Here is a 24,178-nt window from a genome sequence, read left to right on the forward strand (position 1 = left end):
TTGTAGTTTTAGATAAAGGACCTCCATGAAAGCTGTACATAAAACAAAGCATATCATGGAGGTCTGCTAATTTTGGGTTATGAGGCCATTTCTTGCTTCGCGTCGTCGTTTGCCAACGTTACACGTGTACGTGACAGGCTATCTGGATAATTCGTACTGATATATTTTATCATTTCTTCGCGAACATGGCAACGCAATTCAAAAGCTTGACCCGAGTTGTGGCAGCTCATCAAGCAGCGAATTTCCATCGTATGCTCTTTTAAATCCGTAACATGGAGGACGTCTACCTGTCCATCCCATAGGCTGTTGTTCTTCAGGAGTTCGGTGAGCTTGGCGCGTAGCTTGTCGATCGGAACAGTGAAATCGGTATAAATAAAAACGGTACCCAATATTTCTGCCGTAGTACGCGTCCAGTTTTGGAAAGGCTTTTCGATAAAATAGTTGATCGGCAATACCAACCTTCTCTTGTCCCAGATGGCCACAACCACATAGGTGAGGTTGATTTCTTCAACGCGGCCCCATTCGCCCTCTACAACCAAAACATCATCCACCCGTATGGGTTGGGTAAAGGCTATTTGAAATCCTGCTAAGAGGTTGCCAAGCGATTTTTGTGCGGCAAATCCGATAATAATACCACCGATACCGACGCCGGTAAGAAGCCCTGCGCCAATCTTTCGCATATTTTCAAAACTTAATAAAATGATGGATAGCGCAACGATGACGATTATGCTCACCATGAGTTTCCTGATGAAGACGATTTGCGTACGTATTTTCCGCTCCCGAAGGTTGTTTTCTTTGGTGATATCAAAGCGGTGGTAGAGGTAATCCTCAAATACCCGCATCAGCCGAATGATCAAGATTGCAAAGCAGCCCACAAAGAGTATTTCTGTGATCTTGCCAACGACGGCAAGCGCCGCAGGGTTAAATCGTGTGACCGGCAACAAAGCGTTAAACACCAATAAAGGTACAAAAAGACTGAAAATTTTGCTGAAATGCCGAATAATCGATCGGATAACTGAATAGTTGCTGCTGTGAAGGGACGGCTTTTTGACCAGCGGAACCAAAAAAGCCTTCAATAAGATGCCCAGCAATATAGCGAATGCAATGACGGCCATATTCCAGGTCCAAGCTGGCATCTTCGTTGCCAAATCGGATAGATACTGTGTCATTCTAATTGTTTAAGTTGTTTCCTAAAAATAACAATGTGTTGACCATAGCGTTTTTTTTATTTCAAATTGATCCCCCTTGATGCAGAGGGGCGCCCTTTTTGGCGGCATCTCTGCCTTGCCTTTACGAATAAATTACCGAAATGCTCAAACTATTAATGGGTTGACTGTTGCTAATCCTAATTTATTACGCTATTTTTAAAAAAAAACAATAATTAAATTTGGAATTTACTGAATTTGGCTTTTCCTCTTCATTAGAGGAAGGCCTGGATAGCATGGGATTTGTGGATGCTACTCCCATACAAGCACAAGCAATTCCCGTCATATTGAAACAGCACGATCTTATCGCGTGTGCACAAACAGGAACGGGAAAAACAGCCTCCTATCTCTTGCCGGTACTGAATAGACTTGCGGAGAATCCCCAAGAGCGCGTGAATACGTTGATCCTCGTTCCTACGCGCGAACTCGCACTGCAGATTGATCAACAGGTCATGGGGTTTGGATACTTTACGGGAGCTACCTCCATTTGCGTATACGGAGGGGGCGACGGTATCGGATACGAACAGCAGAAGCGTGCGATTCGCGAAGGTGTAAACATTATTGTGGCCACGCCAGGGCGTTTGCTAGCCCATATGTCATCGGGAAAGTTCGATTTTAGCCATTTAGAGCACCTTATTCTTGACGAAGCCGATCGCATGTTGGATATGGGATTCCATGATGACATTATGCGCATCATTAGCTATTTGCCAAAGAAACGGCAAAGCTTACTTTTTTCGGCTACGATGCCGCCCAAGATACGGACGCTTGCGAAAAAAATTCTTCACGAACCTGCAGAGATTAACGTGGCTATATCGAAGCCTAGCGAAGGTATTGACCAACAGGCCTATTTGGTATTCGATGATAACAAGATAGCGTTGATTAAGGCTCTTTTGGAAAATCCCAGTTACGAAAGCATTATTATTTTTGCCTCCAAGAAGGATATCGTGAAACGTCTGACGCGTGAGCTTATCAAGATGGGGCTTTCGGCAGAAGGCTTTCACTCGGATTTGGAACAGGGACAGCGCGAGGAAATTATGCACCGCTTCAAAGCTAGACGACTGCGTATATTGGTGGGCACGGATGTGATCTCGCGCGGAATAGATATCGTGGGCATCAGTTTGGTCGTCAACTTTGATGTGCCACCTGATCCGGAAGATTATGTACACCGTATAGGGCGTACGGCAAGGGCTGCAACCACCGGTACCGCGATAACTTTTATTAACGATAAAGATCAAGGACGTTTTGCGCGTATCGAAAAACTGATTGAGAAAGAAGTGCCTAAAAAAGATTTGCCGGAAGGTTTTCCAGCGGGTCCGGCGTATGAGCCAAAGGCTAAGAAACGACCTAACGGAAACAATAATAATAAGAAAAAGAAATTTCGGAAGTTTAACAAACCGAAACCCGAAAATAAGTCTAAAATGGAGTAGGTCACGGAGCTATGCGGTAGAAGAGCGGGTAATAGAGGAGTGACGTTACGAATTGCGTTGCAGCTTTAGTTGTTCGTTTTGTTGGAGCAAAGCAGCGCAAAGCGTTTCCAACTCTTTTACCTGCTCGCCATCTAGGTCAACAAATTGCAGCGAATCCAGTCCGGATCCAATGTAATTGTCTATCACCAGATCAAGATCAAATTGGTTTTCCTGTAGTAAACTTAGGGTACGTTGGGTTTTTCTGGCCCATGAATGGTGGCCATTGCTTTGAAATAGCTGCTCTAGGCGCAACAGGATGCTTGTGATTTCGTTATGCATGGCGGAGGTTTTTAACGTGTAATTTCCAGAATGCACCCACCACTGTTGTTGTCGATGCCTGTCGCTGATTTGATATGGAAACGATAAGTAATGTTCAGTTAGTTTTGATAGATCGAATATGCCTATTAATTGCAAAAAAAACAAATTTTTTCTTTCTTTTATGCAATGTTATATTTTGAACTGAAACAATCCTTGCTATGCATGCTGCAAGCAACTATTGTTTCAGTTCAAGGTGTTATGTATGAGGTGGCGGATCGGGTTTTTGTGTGTTGTTTTTTGTATCATCGCTACTGTAATTATTATAGGCACGTCGCAGGCGCGAAGCTAAGCGGTTGCGTAGCAACCTAGGAGACAGCACCTGTACAGCTTCACCAAAGCCCAATATCTCCCGCTCCAGCTCGAAGTTAAGCACTACATCCAATCGGATGATGATTTTGCCGTCCTCTCTGCGATTGACCACCACTTGCGATGCATGCAAGGGTTTGGTCTCCACGTAGGGGGCGGTTCGGGCATCCACTTCCAACATGACCCGCTGCCCCCGGTCACGCTCGGATTTTGTGACACCGATCGTGTCGGCATAATAACTTTCGAAACTAACACCTTCATAGGGAACGAAGCCTGTTTTGGCCATTTCCTGTATGTCTAAAATACGATCCAAGGCCAAGGTGACCAGAATACGCCCCTTTTTGGGCTTCGTAATGACAAACCAACGATTGCGGTATTCCTTTAGCAAATAGGGGTAGTATACGGATTCAGTAGCCTGCTTGGATTTGAAGGACTTGTACGATATCAAGAGCGGTATGCGCTCGCGAATGGCTTGATATATGGGCGTGATCCAGTTCAGTCCTTTCAGTAAGCTGTTGCTTTCCAGTTGTATGCTCGTAGCAGCCTCGTTCGCTTGTTTGGCCATATTATGCTCTAAGCGCACGATCATATCGCTCATTTCCTCAAAATGAGCAAATCCATTGAGGTGCTTGAGAATATCAACAGCCTCTTTCATTTTCTCCATATCATTGTGCGTGAGCGGCGAGTTGCTGATGGAATAGGCGGGGTCTTCGTAGGTGTAGTATTTCCTCTTTAACACAATGATAGGCGCATTATAACCGAGCTTATTGCTGCGCATAACCTGTATATCGCTCTGTATGGTACGTTTACTGACCCCATTGTGGATGCCTTCAAACTCATATAGCGCATCGGAAACACGATCGATAAGGTCTTCCAGCGTCCATTTTCTGTGCGTTTGGCGTAGGCAATTGTCTATGGTCTTGTAACGTATGAGTGCAGCTTTGTTTGTAGACATAGCTAATGATGACGATCTATTGTGTAGCTAAAGCTATAAAGAATATCTGAATTACGCAATATAGCTGCGTAGTAGGCTCGCTCGTATTATAGCTTGTACATTTTATTTCATTTTATTTGTTTGTATTACAGTTGTTTCCTTGGTTTTTATGCTGTTGTCGATTCGTTTTTTTTATTGCGCAGTCCTGCTGCGCATAGCTGTTTGCAACTTTGTCATGTCAGCAATGGCAACGTTCTTTGATAAAACAAGCAATCGCTTAAAGATATAGCTCATCAGAGCTTAAAGAAGCCTTAATTACCGACTTGCACCCTGCATCATCTGCTTCTGCATGGCAGGATAGTGTCGATCCCACTGGGACACGATATACTGGGGGTAACGACGTATTTGGGCACCACGGCTGAGGTTAGGGGTTCGAGTCCCCTCTTCGAAAGAAGTAGCTCAAAGGTTAGAGTACAGCCCCATTTGCGGGTCGAAGGTTCGATTCCTTCTTCCGACTTGTCGGAATAGCTCAGAAGGTTAGAGCAGCAAACAACAAAGTGTGGGTTCGAATCCCACTTCTACTTCGGTAGAATAGCGTAATGGTATCGCACAGATCTGTAGAATCTGGTTACATGTTAAACTTCATCAAAAAGTTAAAACGAATGGGTAGGCGATATTCGATCTGGCAATTTAGCGGCTAGTATTTGGGTGCTTTCTTGCAATCGTTCAGCTGCTTCGCGATTGAAAACAAGCTGCTTGATGCGGTTTCGAACATAGATGGACTCGTTTTACTGTGGTAGGACAGCGGTCAACAAGAAGTACAAACCAAGGCAGGCGTCTCCTTTTGAATCCCGTAGCCGACCGATGGATCGGACGATCGCTTACCTTTTTTAAAGATGAAACAATATAAAAATAGAAGATATGAAAAGAATACATATAGCCTTTAACCACGTAGGTTTTGTGGTTAAAAATCAAGTGGTACAACGGGTACTGACATCGGGGAAATACTGGCTGGGCTTTGGCGAGAAGCTGGAGCTTCATGATAAGGCACGGCCAGAGTTCGCACCTTTTGTGCGGCAGTATAAGTTGGACCCTGCAGAAAAAGGATTGTTATTTGTCGATGGGCAGTTTAAGCAGGTGCTGGAGGGTGGCGTGTACACTTGGTGGAAGAATGCTACCGCCATTGCGGTTTCAAAGGTCGATACCCGTGTGTTGTCCATAGACATCAATGGGCAAGAGATCCTGACGAAGGATAAGGCACAAATCCGCGTGAACTTTTCCGTGCGCTACAGGGTGCTTGATGTGGTACGTGCGCTGTTGGAGAATAAAGAACATGAAAAGCAGCTCTATATGTTGATGCAATTGTTGCTGCGTACGTACATAGGACACATGACACTAGACGAGATCATGGAAAAGAAAGATGACGTCAACCAATTTATTTCCTCGGAAGCGCATGTACAAGCAGCGTCGCTGGGTTTAGAAATACAATTCTGTGGGATCAAGGATATCATCTTGCCAGGTGACGTGCGGGATATCATGAACCAAGTGTTGATTGCCGAGAAGCGTGCGCAGGCAAATATCATCACGCGGCGTGAAGAGACGGCATCGACGCGAAGCTTGCTGAATACTGCAAAGCTAATGGAAGAAAATGTTATGCTGTTTAAGCTGAAGGAAATGGAGTATGTTGAGAAGATCTCCGAAAAGATTAGTACGGTATCGCTGTCCGGAAATGGGCAGCTTATCGATCAGCTTAAGCAGTGGTTTGTCAAGAGCTAATTGTGACGCGAGCTTGGTAAACTAGGTCATAAAAAGATAAAGTCGAAAGAGGCGCAAGGGCAACAAAATAAAGAGGTGTTGTCCTTGCTTAAAGAAGAAGTTAATTTTAAACGCTTTGCGCTATAAAAAAGAAGAAAAATGGAAAATAAACGTATAAATGGTAACGATCTATTAGCATTAGGCTACGATGAAAATTCTGCTTTGGGCGTCGCCTTGCAGATTAATAAGAAAAGATTGGGCTTCACGCGTGAGCAGATGCTAGCTTATTTCTCGGCTGTATTGGCCAATCCGGAAGCGTATTTAGAAGATGCTATTTTTAAGACATTGGCGCAGGAACTGTTGAAACAAGATGAGCTGGAAGCCTCGTATATCGCACTTAAAGAAGAGGGGCATTACGAAATTTACGGGGAAGAGCATATTGAAGAAGGGGCGAAGCAGCAGATGCAAGTAGCTATGACGTTGCCGGTCTCTGTAGCGGGCGCCCTGATGCCAGATGCGCACCAAGGCTATGGCCTGCCTATCGGCGGGGTGCTGGCCACGAGCAATGCCGTCATTCCCTACGGCGTGGGCGTGGATATCGGTTGTCGCATGGCGTTGTCTATTTTTGATCTACCTGCCGCATACTTGACGGAGCATAGCGATGCGTTAAAGAAAGTCATTATGCAAACCACGAAGTTTGGCGCTGGCCAAGGTTTCCAAAAAGGAGATCGAGCAAGCCATGCCGTTTTAGAGCAGGATACCTTTGCCATGAATGATTTGTTGCGGTCCTTGAAGGACAAGGCTTGGGCACAACTGGGCACTTCCGGCGGTGGAAATCACTTTGTAGAGTTTGGTGTGATTGCCTTTGAGCAGACCGATGCGGATCTAGGTGTTCAAGCCGGTGAATATTTGGCTTTATTAACCCATTCGGGATCGCGCGGGCTAGGAGCAACGCTAGCCGACCACTACACCAAACTAGCTAAGCAGCTTTGTAAGCTGCCTTATAAAGCACAACATTTGGCTTACCTAGATTTGGGAACGGCGGAAGGACAGGAATATTGGATGGCGATGAATCTGGCGGGCGACTACGCATCGGCATGCCACGAAGTGATCCATGAAAAGGTGCGCCAACAGTTGGGGGCGGAGCGCTTGGCAAAGGTCGAAAATCACCACAACTTTGCATGGAAGGAAATGTGGAATGGGCAAGAGCTGATTGTGCATCGAAAGGGAGCAACGCCTGCAGCCAAAGGGGTAATGGGTATTATTCCGGGTTCCATGGCCTCGCCAGGATTCTTGGTGCGCGGTAAAGGACAGATGGAGTCCATCAACTCGGCCTCGCACGGTGCCGGACGATTGATGAGCCGTACAAAGGCAATCAAAACCCTTGCGGCAGCGGATTTAAAGGCTATCCTAAATGATCAAGGAATCACGTTGATGGGTGCCGGTATGGATGAAGCGCCTATGGCCTATAAAGACATACATACCGTTATGGCTGCGCAGCAGGATCTTGTTGACGTGTTGGCTACTTTCTCGCCTAAGATTGTGCGGATGGCCGACGATGGTAGTCGAGAGGATTAGGTTTTGATGTTGTTTTATGGAACGGATTACGACATAGTCCGTTCCATAAAACAATTCCCCATTAAAGCACACTACGAAAATCCCGATCGTACCGCTCCAGCTGCTTGATAAAATTAGGGATATCCAGCACAAAATCATGGATGTGCTTAACGCCTGTTTGCGGGCTTTGCATAACCAGTATGGTCAATTCAGCAGCGACGATAGCGGTAATTTTGGCCTCCGATTTGCCAGAGAACGATGCTTCATACAGCTCCTGTTGATCCATGCCGCAGCTCCCTTTTACGGCGAAGCGATCAGTTCCGAGATTGATCCGATAAAACAAACGGTGGAGCGCTCGCTGCAAGGGTTTATACTGCAGCACTTTCGTCAACCCAATTTTACGACTCCAGAACAGTAACGCTGTGATCAAGAACGAGTCGAAAGCCAGCCTAGTCTTGATGTTTTTTGTAGGCCAAAGACCAGCCAAGCTATGCTGATCCGAGAAGTTAAAAAGAAAGAAGCGTCGCTTTTTGTCCATAGCGGTCCATTTCGGTCGACTGAACGATTTCACCAGCGTTGGATGTTGCCAAAAAAACAAAAAGTAAGAGCTGCTGCCTTTACATAATTTTTTGCATATTTTGTACGCATACACAGGAACCCTAGATCCGATTTTGAAATTAATAGGCCTGTGCCAAAACGGAAACAACCGGAGCGCAGTTAACAAGAAGAACAGCATCCGAAAAAAGTATGAACGAGTATACAGCAATAGACGATATTAAACGTGCTTACGACGCGCAGGTGCAAAGCCGCACGATTTATAAACAACACGATGCAAGCTGGCGCCAAGCCATATTGCGTAAACTTGCGCAAGAGATCGATCGTAACCAAAACCTTATCGTTGCTGCCATCGCAAGCGATTTTGGGAAAAGCGCCGTAGAAGTAGAGGTAACGGAGTTGATGCCTGTACAGATGGAACTGAAGGAAGCAATAGCGAAGCTGCCTCGTTGGATGAAGAATAGGAAGGTTTCCCGTTCGTGGAAGCTGTTTTCGATAAAGCCTTACCTGCATTATGAGCCAAAGGGCAATAGTTTGATCATTACGCCGTGGAACTATCCGTTTCAATTGCCGATGGCGCATTTGATTTCCAGCATAGCAGCGGGCAATACGGTAATGTTGAAGCTGTCTGAATTTTCGCCGCATATCAATTCCGTGATTCGGAAAATTATAGAAGCTGTTTTCCCAGCAGATCATGTTTTTGTGGTGGAAGGTGCGAAAGATGAGACGACCTTTCTATTGGGTCTTCGTTTTGACCATATACATTTTACCGGATCGCCGGCCGTAGGCAAGGTCGTGATGCAGGCCGCAAGCAAATTCTTGAGTGATGTTACCCTCGAATTGGGCGGGAAATCTCCCGCTATCATCGGCCCTAAGGTCAATTTAAGGACAGTGATTCGAAATATTATTTGGGCTAAATTCGTCAATGCCGGACAAACCTGTATTGCTCCGGATTACGTATTGATAGATCATGCATACGAGCACGAGGTACCCATACTTTTTAAGGAGGAGATCCTCCGTGCATTTGGAGATCGTCCCGCAGAATCTCCCGATCTAGCACGCATCGTTAACGACAAACAGTTTGATCGTTTGACGCAGGCGCTGAACGAAGCTGTTGACGATGGGGCTACGATTTGGGTAGGGGGCGATAGTAGTGCAGAGCAACGCTATATCGCACCAACGGTATTGAGCGATCTAAAAGCAGAATCAACCTTATTGCAGGATGAGATATTTGGACCTATCTTGCCCGTGATTTACTACACCCACATCGACGAGGCTTTGCAACTGATCCAAGAAAAGGAAAAACCATTGGCTTTATACATATTTAGCGGCAACAATGCCTTCGTGCAGCGTGTAATTAATCATACTAGTGCGGGAAGCACCTGTGTTAACGATGCCATGGTGCAGGTGATGCACCCGAATCTGCCTTTTGGTGGCGTGAATAATTCGGGCATAGGGCAGTCTTTTGGCTGGTATGGCTTTCGCGCTTTTTCGCACGAAAGGGCAGTAGCCGATGTGAAACTTATGCCGTTGTCAAAGTTTTTCTGGTTCCCATATACCGATAAGACAAAAAGATTACTGCGCTTATTTCGGCGGTTTATGGCATAGCGTGCTATAAAAAAGAAGCTCCTAAATTTTAGGAGCTCCATATAAATCATTAAGAAGGGCATTTTCCATTTATGGTTGGTCGCCTACCTTTTCTTATTTTTCTTGGTCATTTTAGCCTTCAGGCCACTACCATAGTTATACGTTTTGCTGTTGCTTTCTTTCTTTTTATGGAAGGCACCTCCCTGGGTTTCATCGACCTTCTCTTTTTCCTTTGGACCGTCCGTAGGACGATAAATAATAAGGTCTTCTGGTAAAGGCATAACAGGAATCTTTTTGCCGATGGATTGTTCTATTTTACGAAGCGCTGGAAGTTCAATATCTGTGGCAAAGGTGATGGCCAAGGCTTCCGAGTCTGGCGTTTTCAGAATATGCGACACGAACACCTCCCTCTCTTCCGGAATCTCAAAATGGATGATAAATGGGATGTTAGAAAGGTCGATTTCGGCGGTACCCTCATTAGCGACCAAAAGTATTCTGCATTCTGCTATTTCTAGAAAATCACGGATCTCATCGATACCCGTATCATCATGGAAAAATGGCCGATAGATGGCCGCCTCGCCCTTGCCGACGTGCAGTCTTTTTAACAAATTATGCGCCGTCAGTCGGCTATTCACAAACACCACCACCTTATCGAATACTTCCTGATCACGCATGAAGTCATTGAGCAAATTGATCTTTGTCGTGAAGTTCGGGACATGATAAAGTATAAGATCCTGCGTATCTAACGTATCTTCGCTCAGCTCATCTACTTCGACAGTCGTCGCGAAAGGCATAAAATCGTCGATCATCAGGTGCAATTTATCATGGTCTACCGTGCTGAATGCCAAGTACTGCACTTCGCCGCAGCTTTGCGCCAGTTCCCTAACATTGGTTTGCATACCTTGTTTTACAATTTCTTCGGCATCATCGATGATAAAGGTCTGTATGCGGTTGAGGTTAAGACCCAATTTTAGATAGACCGCACGAGCTCGGCTGGGTGTAGCAACGACGATGTCCACTCCGCGTACCAAGTCTTCGATCTCTTCTTCCATGCTTCCGCTGCTTTTCAGCCCCATGATATGAAGCTCTCTATTTTGACTTATAGCGAAGAAGTTATCAACGATCTCTTTGATTTTTTCTTCATTTGGTGCCAAAATCAAAACTTTCGGGGCTTCGTCATGTGTATATTTCAGCCGCATTAGAACGCCCAGTATGTATGTGGTCGTTTTTCCAGCACCTTCGGGTCCAATGCCGATAATGCTATGTCCACCAATGATGCGGGAAAGCGCTTTTAGCTGCATTTCTTTTGCTGTAAAATATCCTAGATCGTTCATGGATGCATGAAGACGCTTGCTAAGTTTGAGTTTATCTAAAGACACGGCACAATGTTTAACTGAATGACAAGCTACAAAGGTAAGCAAAATTTAAAGACTGTTTGCGGCAAGCAGCCGAATCCGTTGAGGAGGTAATGAACCAACCTTATGCAGCTGTAGGCAATACCAAGAAAAGAAGGAGCGGAAGACAAACGTTTTCCACTCCTTTTAAACGGAATCTACACGCGGTGTAGCGTAGCTAGTCTATTCCTCAATTTCCAGCACTATGCTGCTTGCCCGCGCATTCACCGAGGGATCGTACATAGACCCGATTGTGCTTATGCCCGATTGGAATACACCCGCGTTATTGGCTTTTACCTCGTACTCATATACATGCTTGCCTTTCGATAAACGATCGAAAAAGTAATTGGTCGAAGCATCTTTCATGCTGAAGTAGTAGCCTTGCCACCATCGATAGCCTGACGGTTGGTAGATAGGCTCTACGCCCGACGGACGACTATCCTTCAGATGTAGATTGCTGAATGACTCTCCTGCGATGACGATAAGCCGAACCTTTACTTTTTCGCCAAGTTTGGCACTTTTCGAAACAATCCACTTTCCATCGCGCTGTACTTGATATTCCTTGCTGATCGAGAGATTGTTAACTACTGCCGAAAGCGATGTTTCGTTGGCAAAATACTGATGGTTCAGATAGCCATAGATCGCTCGCCTGTTATTGTTTTGAACCCCCAACTCCACATTCTTCTGCAAGTCTTGGCGAGTAAATGTTTTGGCCACCTGTCCCAAACTGGCGGGCTCGAGGGGCACTGCTTGCTGATCTACGCTCAGGGTAACGCTGTTTTCCAAAACAAATTCGCTGGGATTATTCGCCAGTAAAAGCGCATAGATTGCATCGACGGTCATCCAAGTCGTTTGCCAATGACTAGCCTGCTTATGGTAATAGATCCACTGGGTAAGGGCGTTTAGCTTGCTGGGGTCATTTAGCTTATAGGCTTCTACCATATAAGATTGCAGGCTTACGGCGTTATAGCTTTTCATATTACTTTCCCAATACATTCCCTTTTGCGTATCGTTTAGCACTTCTTGGATGATGCGGTTCCTGAGTTGATCGGTCTGCTCGCCTTTGCCAAAAAGCTGATTTACGATCCAACTTTTAGCAGCAATGCCGGCACTGTGTTGTGCTGTGAGGAGGGGAGACTGACTGATCTTATCGGTCAATAGCGCCTGTTGCTTTGTATCCAACGGATAGAGTCCCTGCCAATAATGTCTGGCGTATAGGTAGTCCAATGCCATACTTGTAGAAGCTTTCTTGTCCACGATCAGGCTATCCGTGTCGAGATATTGCATCAGCTTTTCTGCAATCTTACGCATGTCATTGGAAACCAACCGATGGTCTAGGTTCCATACTTTTCCCCAAATCTCCAACAATCGGATAGAGATATAGACATTGGCTCGTCCTCCTTCAAACCAAGGGAATGCGCCGGTTTCCAGCTGTTGCTTAAGCAGTTTCTTTTCTATTTCGGCGATTTCAAATGTATTGTTTTCGTCAAAAAGCTTGCTCAATGCCGCTAGTTTTTCACTGTCACGCTTTATATCGCGGATCCAAGGCATCTCTTCGGCGCTAAGTTCTGTTAATGCGCTATTTTCGCTAAGCTTACTTTCGGTTTGCTGGCTCCGCAACGCACTGAAGTAGTTGGCAATGGCCGGGTACTGCTGCTGTATGTATTGCACCATTTTTAAGCTAAACCATTTGCTGCTTAGCTGTTCGGTACAGGCGTAAGGGTAATTGTTGAGGTAATCCAGCGCACCGATAACCTCCAATACCGGGTTGCTCTGTATCTGTATACGGGCCTGCAGATTTTCTTTGTCGGCCGTCTCCAGTTGGAATTGTTTCGTTTCATTGGGGTGCAAGAGCAGCGGACTGGTTTCGGAAACGAGCACACGGTTAGGCAGAATAGCCAATTCATGGATCTCCCCATCGGAGAAACCAGCACTGGCCGCCACAATTTTCACTTGCACGGTGGAGAATCCCATCGGTATTTGCACAGCCCAAGAAACAGTCAAATTTTTTTTTGAATCTACGGCGAAAGGCTGTGTAGGCTTGTCGAGAAAGCGCGCCGAGATAACTTCATTCGTTTCCGGGTTAATAAATTCAAGCCGTATATTTCCGGTCATGGCTTCCTCACGAAGATATTGAATAGTAGCTTTTAGCAGCAGCTGATCTCCCTCTCGAAAATAGCGGGGCATGTTAGGGCTCACCATCAACTCTTTCTGTGTTCGGGTGTAGAAGGTACCCATGCCGGCTTCGAGATTTTTGCCATGCGCGAACAATAACAGCTTCCACTTGCTGAGTGCTTCGGGGCTGTTAAATTCTACCGACACGTCTCCTTGCTCGTCGGTGTACAACGCAGGAAAGAAAAAAGCAGTCTCTTGGAGGTTGCTGCGGGTTTGTGCAGCCGTCAACTGCTCCTGTATTTTACTTCCTTCTTTGGTGGTTATAATAATGACACCCCCTGCCGCCCTCGATCCATACAGTGCGGTGGCCGCCGCATCTTTTAAGACGCTGAAGCTATTGATTTGGTCGGGGCTTATTTTACTCATATCGATCTGTTCCATCACTTCCCCGTCGACAACATATAGAGGCGCGTTAGGCGCAGCACTCGCTGTTCCACGTATAACGACGACTTCATCCAGTGTGGAGTAGCCGGTTACCGCTATCCCAGCAACACGACCCTGAAGTGCTGATGACAGGCTTTTTGCGACATAGTGATATCGGCCTGCTGTCCATAAACCGTAGGAACGAACTATGGGCGTTTGCATGTACAGTTGGGCTTGGTAGCGCGTACCTACGAAAACATTGCTGCTGTTGGTTTCCTCGTAAAAATCGCCCAACAAATGCTGCTGCGCCTCTTGTCGGTGGTAGTAATAGGGGTGCGGTCGATCAAAAGAATGGGGGAAGCTGTGTGCCTCAAATTCATCGAGGGCCGCATCGTACATGCTCAATGCCAGCTCTGCCGGTATCACATCCTCGTTTTGTTTGATCTTAAAACGCCAGCTTTCTGCCTGTCCCGGTGTTATCTTATCCCGAAAGGTTACGGTTTGGATGGCTAGCTGTTTATCCTTTTGCTTGATGGGTATGTGGATACTCCTCAATTCGGCCATGTCGTTTTTAATGATGAAGGCATGGAGCGCGAGAGGCAGCACTGCAACATCCTCTTTATTTATATTGAAGCTGTAAACGGCTTTTCCGTTTTGGATGTCTATGGCGATGGCTTTGGCAGGTTTACCACGGCGCTTATGAAAAACAAACAGCTGCTTGGCGTCGGCGAGATCGGTTTCAAATCGCACTTGGACCTTATCGCCAACGGCATAGCTGCTGCTGTCTAAACCTACAGTAAGGAATTCTTTGGCAGATACCCGTCGACTGACTGGATCATAAATCTGCTTGTAGCTATGAGCCCGGATGGTGTCCGTACCTTGGATGCTGATGGCCTCGATGCGGTAGTTGCCTCGCGAAAACATAATGCTATCCAAATGAATGGTATCCCTGTCGTTGCTGTTGAACTCGTAGGTCTTTACCCATGTTTTTTGCTCTTCCTGGCTGAGCAGAAGCTCGTCAAACTGCATTGGAAAATATCGCTTGTAATCCGACACGGATAGCAGATGGTAATCTGTACGCATAAAATAGCTCTTCGACCGATCAGCAACGACCAAATCGGGCTCTTTAACTTTGTAAATATGTACCTGACCAGCAAAAGGTAGCGGTTGGCCATTCGGATTTTTGGTGGCGATTGTGAGTTCGCTCCATCGATTTTCTGCGCTGGGAGAACCGGCCATAATGTCTATGTTCCAAGGTGTCTTCGCGTAGAAGTAGCGCTCATTTGCTGATTGCATTTCGCCGGAAGGACTGGTTACCTCAGCCGTATAACGGATAGAAAAGTTACTCTCCTGCAACATGCTGCTGTCGTTGAGCGGTACGCGTAAGTGGAATTTTCCCTGTTGGTCGGTCTGCGTCACGCTGTCCAACAAATTGTGATGGCTGTAGTTGCGGGATTGACCATAAAGTTCAATCTTATAACGTACGTTGGCCTGCGCTATGGGCACACCCGCAAAGCTTTCGGCATGGCCAACGAAGACAGCGGTATCAAGAAGCTTATAGGTCTCTTTGTTGGTTTCAAAAGTAACTTTAAAAGTCGGTCGCTTATATTCTTCCACACGGATGTAGGTCGAATGTAATTCCTGTTTTCCAGCGAATACCTTTAGATTGAAACGACCGCTCAGGGTTTTGAGAGGCAGTTGCAAGATGCCGTTTGCCGACCCGAAAAGGTTGGTTTCGACTTTTAGCGAGTCTACCTTTTGGCCATTGGCGTCGTGTAAATACACGGCAATCTTCTTTTGTGACAATATTTTGCCTTTTGTGGAGCTATTGTTATAGAGGATCGCTTTGAAGTAAACTTTCTGCCCGGGCCGGTAGATTGACCTATCCGTAAGGGTAATCGCCGTTTCTTCGCCCTCAAGCTCCTCGTCCATATCGTCTTCATCACCGTAATGCTCGGGTATTTCAAGATCCATGAGGGAGATGAGATGATTTTCTGTGGGCAGTAGCAGGTCGTAATAGTCCAAATCGTCGCGATTTCGACGGTCGCTGGTTCTGTAGGTAAACTCTCCCGCTTTATTCGTCGTGAAGCTCTGTACCTTACGCGCTTTACTTTTAGGATTCGTTTCGTATAGCGCCACTTTTTTATTCGCATAGGCTTTACCCGTATTCCGATCGATCAGGAGAATACGGTAGCGCTCATCATGGTCCGTTTCCTCGTCGAGTACCGCCGAAACAAATACATCGCTTACCGTAAAGCTGCTGTGTACGACTTCTTGGTATAAACCATCGTCTTTGAATTGTGCATTGTTGGAGAGCAGTACCGTATAATGCCCATGATCCAATGGATTGATCTTGTAAATACTATGATGATGGTAATGATCATCAAATTGACCTAAGGCAATGGATTCTTGATAGGCCAAAGGTGCGTCCAAGCGCGTTTCGTGCGTCGTGGAATCATGACGTATTTTAAAGGTCTGATAGGGGGAGTTGGCCGTATTCGTTGTTCGGAAAACCTGAATAAATAGGCTGTCGGCATTTCGCGTATTGATCTTGATTGGATGGTAGGCCTGTGCTGGGATGCGCAGGTCGTGCTGAACATCGATGGATGTTGCCCGTATTTGCTGTTCTATCTTCTCGGCCTCGACCCTCCATACTGAACTAGGGTAGGCACTAAAAACGCGCTGTACATAGTGCATGGCCTGTTTGTAGTCGGCACGTTCTTGGAATGCCGAAGCGATTCTGCTGAGTATGTAGGCATTATAAGCACTGGGCTGCTCTTCCATGATGCGGTTCAATTCCGCTAGTCGAGAAGCAATATTCCAAGAGTCGTCCAATAGCTTTTTGCTGAGGAGGTAAGAGGTCGCCTCGGCATATCCTGCTTGCTTGTTGAAGGCCAACACCTCCGCTTTCAATTGATCTGCCTCGCCCAAGCTGTCGCTACGCGATCGCAATACTTCAAGATATTGGTAGGCTAGGAGGTGGTATAGTGTTGGCATCAGATAGCTGTTTCGCGTATCGTCAAAGAGGGAAGACCATTGTGTTGTGAGCTCCTGCTGCAACGCCTCTTTGGCAGCTAGCGATGTGCGAAAGACGCTGTCGATGATCTGTTGTTTTTCTTCTGATGTGGCCTTGATAAAGCGATTGGAGCTGATAGGCTGAAACCGGTGGCTGTTCGATTCTAAGAATAGGGCGTAGAAATTTTTGATAACGCTGCGTTGCACGGTATCGCCCTCCTGTAGGGTGCGCTCGAAGTGCTTTTGAATTTCTTCAAATGTCTTATCATCGGTCTTGTTTACACGAAGGGCTTGCGTTTCAGCCAAAAAGGCCCTGATGTATACATCCCGAAGACCGTTTCGCTTAGCATGCGCCTTGATATCAGCAAGGATAGGTAGCGTCTGTTCGTAGTTTTTGATGGCAATAAGTTGCTCGATTTGCTTCCATTGACCATCAATGCCGATCCGCAGAGGTTGTTCTTGTGCACAGAGGAACATCGGTGCTAGAAGCAGTAATAACAGGAGGTTTCGTTTCATAATTTATAGAATATTAGTATAAATATAACATCTTTTGTTCGTTTTTTGACGGATGCAGCATGTCGCAAGATTCCATAATCGTACTCGAAATTTATTTCCAGCGCTTATATGCTATCGGGCTTTCAGCACATCAGCAGTGTTTGCAGAATAGCGGACAACCTTTCTTTTGAACGATACATAACACGCTCGCCTAAGGCTTGCTTCTTTTGATGGATGCTCTATCGTTCCATTTCGGAATTCATGCTGGGGCGGCGTTAAGGACGGCGCAGATTTTTCTGATTTTCTCCAGTCAAGAATTGATGAGTCGCAAAACTTTTCTATATTTGGGCAATTTAAAACAAGTCTAAATAAAAGAAAGCTATGCTGGTTGCTAGAAAACTACGTATGAATTCGTTGTTGATGGTTTTTTTATGGTGTTTCGGAACGTATGCTTTTGGACAGGATATTGGTGTACAGGTGAAGGATGCCACAGGTAGATCGTTGGCTGACGCACATGTTTGGATGAACGGGAAATTGCAGGGCATGACAGACATGTCCGGTAGTCTGGCTTTTTCTCGACCTGTTGCCAGCAGCATAGAAGTTCGTGTTTCGCAGGGGGTCTATCCCGAGCGTGTGCATCGTGTATACCTGGACACACTGGTTTCGCCGATACTGGTCGTTATGAGCGATCAACGAAAATTGGACGAAGTTGTGGTCACAGCTGGTCGTAAGCCTGAGAGTATCGCTAATATTCCCTCATCGATCTCTATCTTAACAGCGAAAGAGATCGAAGCACAAAGCCAAATCAGCACCAATATTGCCAGCGTATTGGGGAATACCATTCCCGGTCTTGCGGTGGCAACCCCAAAGGGTACAAATGCTGGGCAAACGTTGCGAGGGCGGGCGGTGCTTGTGCTGATTGACGGTATCCCACAATCCACACCGCTCATGAATGGTGCGCGCGACATTCGTTCCATTGATCCGAGTGTGGTTGAACGCATAGAAGTCATAAAAGGAGCAACCTCTATTTACGGAAACGGATCTGCAGGCGGTATTATAAATTATATCACGCGAAAGAATGATCCAAATGCGGAAGCTATTGGCGGCTTGACGACATTGCGTGGCACGGTGAATCCTGCTCACAATAAAGAAACAGAAGGCTACCGGTTTGCCCAAACTCTTTATGGACGGCGAAACAAGTTTAGCTATACGGCCAGCGGCGCCGTAGATTACACAGGCTTGCAGCGCGATGGGGAAGGTGTGCCGCTAGGTCAAACGGATGGTCTTTCAAACAGCAGATCCTACAATGCTTTTTTAAAGCTAGGTTATGATATCGATCCAAGTTCCTCCTTACAGATCGTTTACAATTTTTTTAATAGCCTGCAACATGCACGCTATATTAGCCAAAATGGAAAGTATGGTCAAACACCAACTATCGGGATACTTGGCGTGGATCCTGGAGAGAATACCGGGACACGCTACAACCACAATGCGATGCTGACCTATTCGAAAAATCAATTGTTTGGCCATACTTCGCTCAACGCATCGGTTTATTACAATACCTTTCGCTCTATGAACCGCTACGTCGAACGTGCCAATTCTTGGTATGGTCCCGGCCAGTCGCAGATCAACTCGGATAAAAAAGGATTCCGTGCCGACTTAAATACACCTTTTCAATTGGGTAATGTGCTGGGCGGTGTCACCTATGGTATCGACCTATTGAATGATGTGACTTACCAAGACTTGACCGATGGACGGGTGTTTGTCCCTAAAATGGATATGTTTAATTACGCACCCTTTGCGCAGCTGACCTTGACATTTGTGGATCACCTTATCTTTAAAGGAGGAGCGCGCTACGAAGATGCGACGGTGAAGATTAAGGATTTTGAAACCCTGCCAACAGGACCTGGCACGGAAGGAAGTATAGCGGTGCAGGGGGGAACGATACCTTATCGGGGCGTAACCTTTAATGCGGGACTGCGCTACAACAAGTATGCATGCTTTAATCCTTTTGTGAGCTTCTCGCAAGGCTTTACCATCAATGAGCTGGGACGTATTGTGCGGAATGCCACCGATAGCGATCTGAAAAACATACAGACTGATCCTATTGTTACCAATAACTACGAAGCTGGATTTTCTAGTCAAATCAGTATTTTTAATCTTTCGGCGGCTTACTTCATTAGCACCTCGAAGCTGGGCGTCAACCTAACAGCCGACGAACGCGGTTATTTCTTTCCTGAGCGGGCGCCGGAGCGTATTCATGGGGTAGAAGTAGCCCTTGACGCGCGACTATCGTCAACCTTATCCGTCGGTGGAAGCTACTCTTATGTGGAAGGAAAACTGAAGAACGAGGATGGTACCAGAACATACCTAGGCGGTGCGCGTATTATGCCACCGAAAGCGACCGGCTATGTAAACTATGCGCCGATCGATGCGGTGGATCTTCAACTATCATGGGTGCACACCGGCAATCGTGATCGTTTTGAGCCCGGTACAAATGGCGCTTATCTGGGAAATCAAGGGCCGGTAAAAGCGGTAGATATCCTTAATTTTAATGCGGGATATCAGGTGAATAAGCAATGGTCCGTCGGCTTCGGTGTCGCAAACCTGTTAAACGAAGATTATTATACCGTGTATAGCCAATTTGCCGCAACCGATCCTAATTACGTGAAAGGGGAGGGTGCTAACATGTCATTAAATCTGAATTACCGTTTTTAAGGGATCATGAAAAAATACATCCTTTGGTTGCACAAATGGCTGGGAATATGTACGGGTTTGGTGGTGTTTGTTGTTAGTCTCAGCGGCGCTGTATATACTTTTCAGGATGAGCTTAAACTCCTTTGTTATCCGGATAAATATTACCTTCAAGTTGTTGGGCAGCAGCAACCAAAGCCGTTGACAGCGCTTATCGCGAATGCTCAGGCTGCCTTGCCCGCGAACGAGACAATTTCGCGTGTCGACCTCTACCCGGCAAATCACAGATCTTGGGTCTTTCGCGCTTCAGGAACCGATCCGAAAGGATTTGGACACTGGAATTATCACACCTATTACAAAAAAGTCTTCCTAAATCCGTACACGGGGGAAATCCTTGCGGTAGAAGATACGAAAAATGAATTTTTCCAGTTGTGTTTACAGCTCCATATGAACTTGCTGCTGGGTAAAACCTACGGTCATGCACTCGTGGGGTATAGCACAGCAATTTTTGCAGTGCTATTAGTATCGGGGATGGTGCTATGGTGGCCCAAGAAATGGCGAGGTAAGCCGCTGAGGCGTGCCTTTACGCTTCATAGTGGGGCCAAATGGAAGCGGCTCAATTACGATTTGCACAACGTCCTGGGATTTTATAGCTGCTCGTTGGCTTTGCTCATTGCGGTCACGGGTTTGGTTTTTAGTTTTCCCGGGTTCAAGAAAGTATACGCCGATTTTTTCAATGCTTTCGAAACCGAGGTTGCTCGGACGGAACCACGGGTGGAACAGACTACCGCTATAGCGCGCGATTACAAGGATCCATTAGATAATGCATTGCTGCATTTGCTGCGGCAATATCCAAGCGCCGGCATGATGTCCATTCGTTTGCGTGACGCCGATGAACCACTGATCGACATACAGATACGCTTGGAAGAAAACCGTAGCGGTGTTTTCAAGTGGTATTATTTCCAGAAAGAAAACCTACGGGTCAACCGAGTACACCAAAGCCAAAATTTACCCCCGGGGGATAAATTGGCATCCCTCAACTACGATCTGCATACCGGAAATATCAGTGGAATTCCTACAAAGATCTTGGCTTTTATCGTCTCGCTGATATGTGCGCTATTGCCGATAACCGGTTATATCATATGGTGGCAAAAAAGACGTAAAACCACTAAGTCAAAGGCAAAATTGAAAAAGATATAGGATGGAAGCAAGCTGTTTTCCCTTTCTTGAAACTATTTGCTTCACCTCACTGTTCGATATAACAGTTAAATCGGTACCAATGAAAAGAGAAGAATTAGAAAGAGGAAAGCTTATCCGGGAACGGAAAGCAGAAGACCAAACGATGGATGTTGCCTTTCATTACGTGTTGCTTAACGGTGAGATCGTTGGTGTTGGGCTCTATCACGCCGAAAACAAGGACTGTACGATCGCTATGGTCCGCGATTTTAAAGGTAATCCTTTGGGACAGGAGGAGTCGGCAGGGTATCCTACCACACAAGGTGAATTAGACGATTTGGACGACTTTTTCCACGATTTTCTGGCTCAAGACTGATGATGTCGCGCACCCGGTAGTTAGCAGGTGTGTCTATATATTTCAAGCTGCCTTAAATATGTAATTTTTTAGTGTTAAATAGCTCCTTTCTCGTGTCGGGAGCTATTTATTTTTATATTCGAGGCTCAACAGACTATAAAAACATGAAGAAAATCCTAAGCCTTCTCAGTTTGGTATGCCTTCTACACGGACAGGAACTTAAGGTCTTAGCACAGGCCAAAAAATCTGCAGTAGATTATGTGAATCCATATATGGGGAACATCAGCCACCTCTTAGTGCCGACATTTCCCACCGTTCATCTGCCGAACAGCATGCTGCGGGTTTATCCGGAGCGGCCGGATTTTACGGGCGATGAGATCAAGGGATTGCCATTGGTGGTAACGAGTCACCGTGGCCGTTCTGCCTTCAACCTCAGCGCCACACAGGGAGAAGCTGGCCAAGCGCTTCAACATGTTTATCACTACACCTACGATAACGAAGTGATTAAACCTTACTACTATGAGGTGTCTTTATTAGACGAACAAATCGATGTGTCATTCGCCCCTTCCCATCAGTCTGCCATTTATACCTTGGAATTTAACGACAAAGGACTACGTTCCGTGATTTTGAATGCCTTATCCGGAAACGTGGAAGTGAACGGGAAAACAATTTACGCATCGCAACGATTACAAAACAATACCACCGTCTTTCTTTACGGCGAGTTCGATGTGGAACCTGTAGCACAAGGGATGGTTGTTGATCACGCCATCGATAAAAATAAAACGGCAGCGGAAGGACAGGAGGTTGCCGCGGCTTTTCAGTTCGCTGCAAACACACCAAAGGTCAATTTTAGGTATGGTATATCCTTTATCGATATAGAGCAGGCAAAGCAGAACCTGCGACGTGAGATAAAGGATTTTGACCTGCGAAAAGTCGCATTAAGGGGCCGTGCTATTTGGAGCAAAGCACTGTCTTCTATTGAAGTAAAAAGTCCTTTAATAGATGATAAAGAGCTTTTTTATACATCTTTATATCGTTGTTTCGAGCGTCCCGTTAATATTTCAGAGGGAGGAAGATATTTCAGTGCATTCGACGGTAAGGTGCATGTGGATCCCCAGCCTTTTTATACGGACGACTGGATTTGGGACACCTACCGAGCCACGCACCCACTGCGCCTACTGATCGATGAACCCACAGAATCGAATATCTTGAATTCCTTTGTTCGGATGTCCGAACAGATGGATCATTTTTGGATGCCTACCTTTCCGGAGATTACGGGAGACTCTCGCCGTATGAATTCCAACCATGGGGTGGTAACCATCGCCGATGCCTATGTGAAAGGACTACGCACCTTTGATGTAGAGAAAGCCTATGAAAGCGGAAAGAAGGCTGTGCAGGAAAAAACTTTGGCTCCTTGGTCGGCTGCACCCGCCGGATGGCTCGACCAATTTTATAAAGAGAAAGGATATATTCCGGCACTGCGTCCTGGGGAGGAAGAAACGGTGCCCGAAGTGCATAAGTTCGAAAAACGTCAACCCGTGGCGGTAACGCTTGGCACTTCGTATGACGAATGGGCGTTAGGGCAGTTGGCAACTGCGCTGAACAAAAAAGCGGATGCACAACAGTTCTTAAGTCATGCAACCAACTACCGTAATCTGTATAATAAAAAAACCGGTTTTTTTCATCCAAAGGATAAAGATGGTCGATTTATAGAACCGTTCGACTACCGCTACGCGGGTGGACAGGGAGCGCGTGCATATTATGGCGAAAACAACGGTTGGGTATATCGTTGGGATGTACCACATCATGTTGCAGATTTAATTTCGTTGATGGGTGGTAAAGATTTATTTATTAAGAATTTAAACCAAACCTTCCGCGAGCCGCTAGGGAAAAGTAAATTCGATTTTTACAGCCAATTGCCCGATCATACTGGAAATGTAGGGCAATTCTCTATGGCCAATGAGCCTAGTTTGCATATTCCGTATCTATATGCCTATGCCGGGCAACCATGGATGACACAAAAGCGCATTCACGAGCTTATCCGCCAGTGGTTTAGAAACGATCTAATGGGAATTCCTGGGGACGAGGACGGCGGCGGGATGTCGGCTTTTGTCGTCTTTTCTATGGCAGGGCTTTACCCTGTAACGCCCGGTTTGCCGAGTTATACCATCGGTAGTCCCTTCTTTCAGGAAACCAAGATCCAATTATCGAATGGGAAATCATTTCGCATCAAAGCGCTAAACTTTTCAAAACGGAACAAATACATACAATCGGCTAAACTTAATGGAAAGACGTGGAATGCTGCCTGGATCCATCATCATGACCTGATGGCAGGTGGGGAACTTTTATTGGTGATGGGGGATACGCCAAACCGTGATTGGGCAGCGCAGTCGCCACCGCCCTCTTTCAAGATGCCAGAAAATTAATACCCTGCAAAACATTTGCAACTTCAAGTGTTGGGTGGCAAGCGATGGCAGGATCTTCTTTAGGCTCCTTATCGGTTACACTATGACGCTATCTTGGCTTGGATAAAATATTATCTTTGAAAAATTTAGTTGATTGTTTTTCAGGTTATTTGTTCAATTAAATTAATGTTTTTGTTTTTATTAATGTATGCATCGCAATAAGCGTTTTACGCAGCGTGCATAAGTGCTTGTTGATCGCCATAGTCTTCATTAACGCAATTGCCTGATAGGGAATATAGCCGAATATGAAGGCGGATACATCCCTTAGAAGGGAAGCCAAGTTTTTTGTATTGCAATGCTAACTTCTAACGTTATATGAATAGCTTTAATAAATAGATTTTCAATTTTTTATGTTTTTCTGTA

At 45.9% G+C, this 24,178-nt stretch carries 14 protein-coding genes and 2 tRNA genes; 10 read left to right on the forward strand and 6 right to left on the reverse strand.

The window, feature by feature from the left end:
- Nucleotides 1-77 precede the first annotated feature (77 nt).
- On the reverse strand, nt 78-1,169 hold the full coding sequence (locus tag IE165_RS01935; protein WP_189624902.1) for a mechanosensitive ion channel family protein: 1,092 nt from the start codon (nt 1,167-1,169) through the stop codon (nt 78-80).
- Between the two features lie 218 nt (nt 1,170-1,387).
- Between IE165_RS01935 and IE165_RS01940 the strand changes: the two genes are divergently transcribed.
- Nucleotides 1,388-2,632, forward strand: coding sequence for a DEAD/DEAH box helicase (locus IE165_RS01940; RefSeq protein ID WP_189624903.1), 1,245 nt, complete (start codon nt 1,388-1,390; stop codon nt 2,630-2,632).
- Nucleotides 2,633-2,677: 45 nt separating this feature from the next.
- Here the strand turns inward: IE165_RS01940 and IE165_RS01945 are convergent, their stop codons facing one another.
- Together IE165_RS01945 and IE165_RS01950 are read right to left on the reverse strand one after the other, a co-directional pair.
- A complete protein-coding gene (locus IE165_RS01945; RefSeq protein WP_189624904.1) occupies nt 2,678-2,950 on the reverse strand; it encodes a hypothetical protein in 273 nt (90 codons plus the stop codon).
- Nucleotides 2,951-3,185: 235 nt separating this feature from the next.
- The gene (locus tag IE165_RS01950) at nt 3,186-4,250 is read right to left on the reverse strand and encodes a helix-turn-helix transcriptional regulator (RefSeq protein WP_189624905.1); all 1,065 of its coding nucleotides are present in this window, start codon (nt 4,248-4,250) and stop codon (nt 3,186-3,188) included.
- A gap of 427 nt (nt 4,251-4,677) precedes the next feature.
- On the opposite strand from IE165_RS01950, the gene IE165_RS01955 reads away from it, so the two are divergent.
- The 4 genes from IE165_RS01955 to IE165_RS01970 all read left to right on the forward strand — a co-directional run bounded on the left by IE165_RS01955 (nt 4,678) and on the right by IE165_RS01970 (nt 7,562).
- Nucleotides 4,678-4,743 (forward strand) — tRNA-Lys (locus tag IE165_RS01955).
- Between the two features lie 7 nt (nt 4,744-4,750).
- Nucleotides 4,751-4,810: transfer RNA gene (locus IE165_RS01960), tRNA-OTHER, on the forward strand.
- A 340-nt stretch (nt 4,811-5,150) separates the two neighbouring features.
- Nucleotides 5,151-6,005 carry a slipin family protein gene (locus IE165_RS01965; RefSeq protein ID WP_189624906.1) on the forward strand — a complete coding sequence of 285 codons (855 nt, stop codon included), beginning with the start codon at nt 5,151-5,153 and terminating at the stop codon, nt 6,003-6,005.
- Between the two features lie 138 nt (nt 6,006-6,143).
- On the forward strand, nt 6,144-7,562 hold the full coding sequence (locus IE165_RS01970; protein WP_189624907.1) for an RtcB family protein: 1,419 nt from the start codon (nt 6,144-6,146) through the stop codon (nt 7,560-7,562).
- Between the two features lie 61 nt (nt 7,563-7,623).
- Here IE165_RS01970 and IE165_RS01975 read toward each other — a convergent pair whose 3' ends face one another.
- Nucleotides 7,624-8,079, reverse strand: coding sequence for a hypothetical protein (locus IE165_RS01975; protein WP_189624908.1), 456 nt, complete (start codon nt 8,077-8,079; stop codon nt 7,624-7,626).
- A 209-nt stretch (nt 8,080-8,288) separates the two neighbouring features.
- Between IE165_RS01975 and IE165_RS01980 the strand changes: the two genes are divergently transcribed.
- On the forward strand, nt 8,289-9,704 hold the full coding sequence (locus IE165_RS01980) for an aldehyde dehydrogenase family protein (RefSeq protein WP_189624909.1): 1,416 nt from the start codon (nt 8,289-8,291) through the stop codon (nt 9,702-9,704).
- A gap of 83 nt (nt 9,705-9,787) precedes the next feature.
- Here the strand turns inward: IE165_RS01980 and IE165_RS01985 are convergent, their stop codons facing one another.
- Nucleotides 9,788-11,062 carry a DEAD/DEAH box helicase gene (locus IE165_RS01985; RefSeq protein ID WP_189624910.1) on the reverse strand — a complete coding sequence of 425 codons (1,275 nt, stop codon included), beginning with the start codon at nt 11,060-11,062 and terminating at the stop codon, nt 9,788-9,790.
- A 198-nt stretch (nt 11,063-11,260) separates the two neighbouring features.
- Nucleotides 11,261-17,146 (reverse strand): alpha-2-macroglobulin family protein, encoded by a 5,886-nt coding sequence (locus IE165_RS01990; protein WP_189624911.1) that lies wholly within the window; start codon nt 17,144-17,146, stop codon nt 11,261-11,263.
- Between the two features lie 360 nt (nt 17,147-17,506).
- On the opposite strand from IE165_RS01990, the gene IE165_RS01995 reads away from it, so the two are divergent.
- The 4 genes from IE165_RS01995 to IE165_RS02010 all read left to right on the forward strand — a co-directional run bounded on the left by IE165_RS01995 (nt 17,507) and on the right by IE165_RS02010 (nt 23,776).
- Nucleotides 17,507-19,843 (forward strand): TonB-dependent receptor, encoded by a 2,337-nt coding sequence (locus IE165_RS01995; protein ID WP_189624912.1) that lies wholly within the window; start codon nt 17,507-17,509, stop codon nt 19,841-19,843.
- 6 nt (nt 19,844-19,849) lie between these two features.
- Nucleotides 19,850-21,019, forward strand: coding sequence for a PepSY-associated TM helix domain-containing protein (locus IE165_RS02000; protein WP_229826285.1), 1,170 nt, complete (start codon nt 19,850-19,852; stop codon nt 21,017-21,019).
- A 79-nt stretch (nt 21,020-21,098) separates the two neighbouring features.
- Nucleotides 21,099-21,371, forward strand: a complete 273-nt coding sequence (locus IE165_RS02005) for a hypothetical protein (RefSeq protein WP_189624913.1) — start codon at nt 21,099-21,101, stop codon at nt 21,369-21,371.
- A gap of 143 nt (nt 21,372-21,514) precedes the next feature.
- Nucleotides 21,515-23,776 carry a GH92 family glycosyl hydrolase gene (locus tag IE165_RS02010; RefSeq protein ID WP_189624914.1) on the forward strand — a complete coding sequence of 754 codons (2,262 nt, stop codon included), beginning with the start codon at nt 21,515-21,517 and terminating at the stop codon, nt 23,774-23,776.
- Nucleotides 23,777-24,178: the final 402 nt, after the last annotated feature.

This window comes from Sphingobacterium griseoflavum (genome assembly GCF_014653155.1).
Lineage (GTDB): Bacteria > Bacteroidota > Bacteroidia > Sphingobacteriales > Sphingobacteriaceae > Sphingobacterium > Sphingobacterium griseoflavum.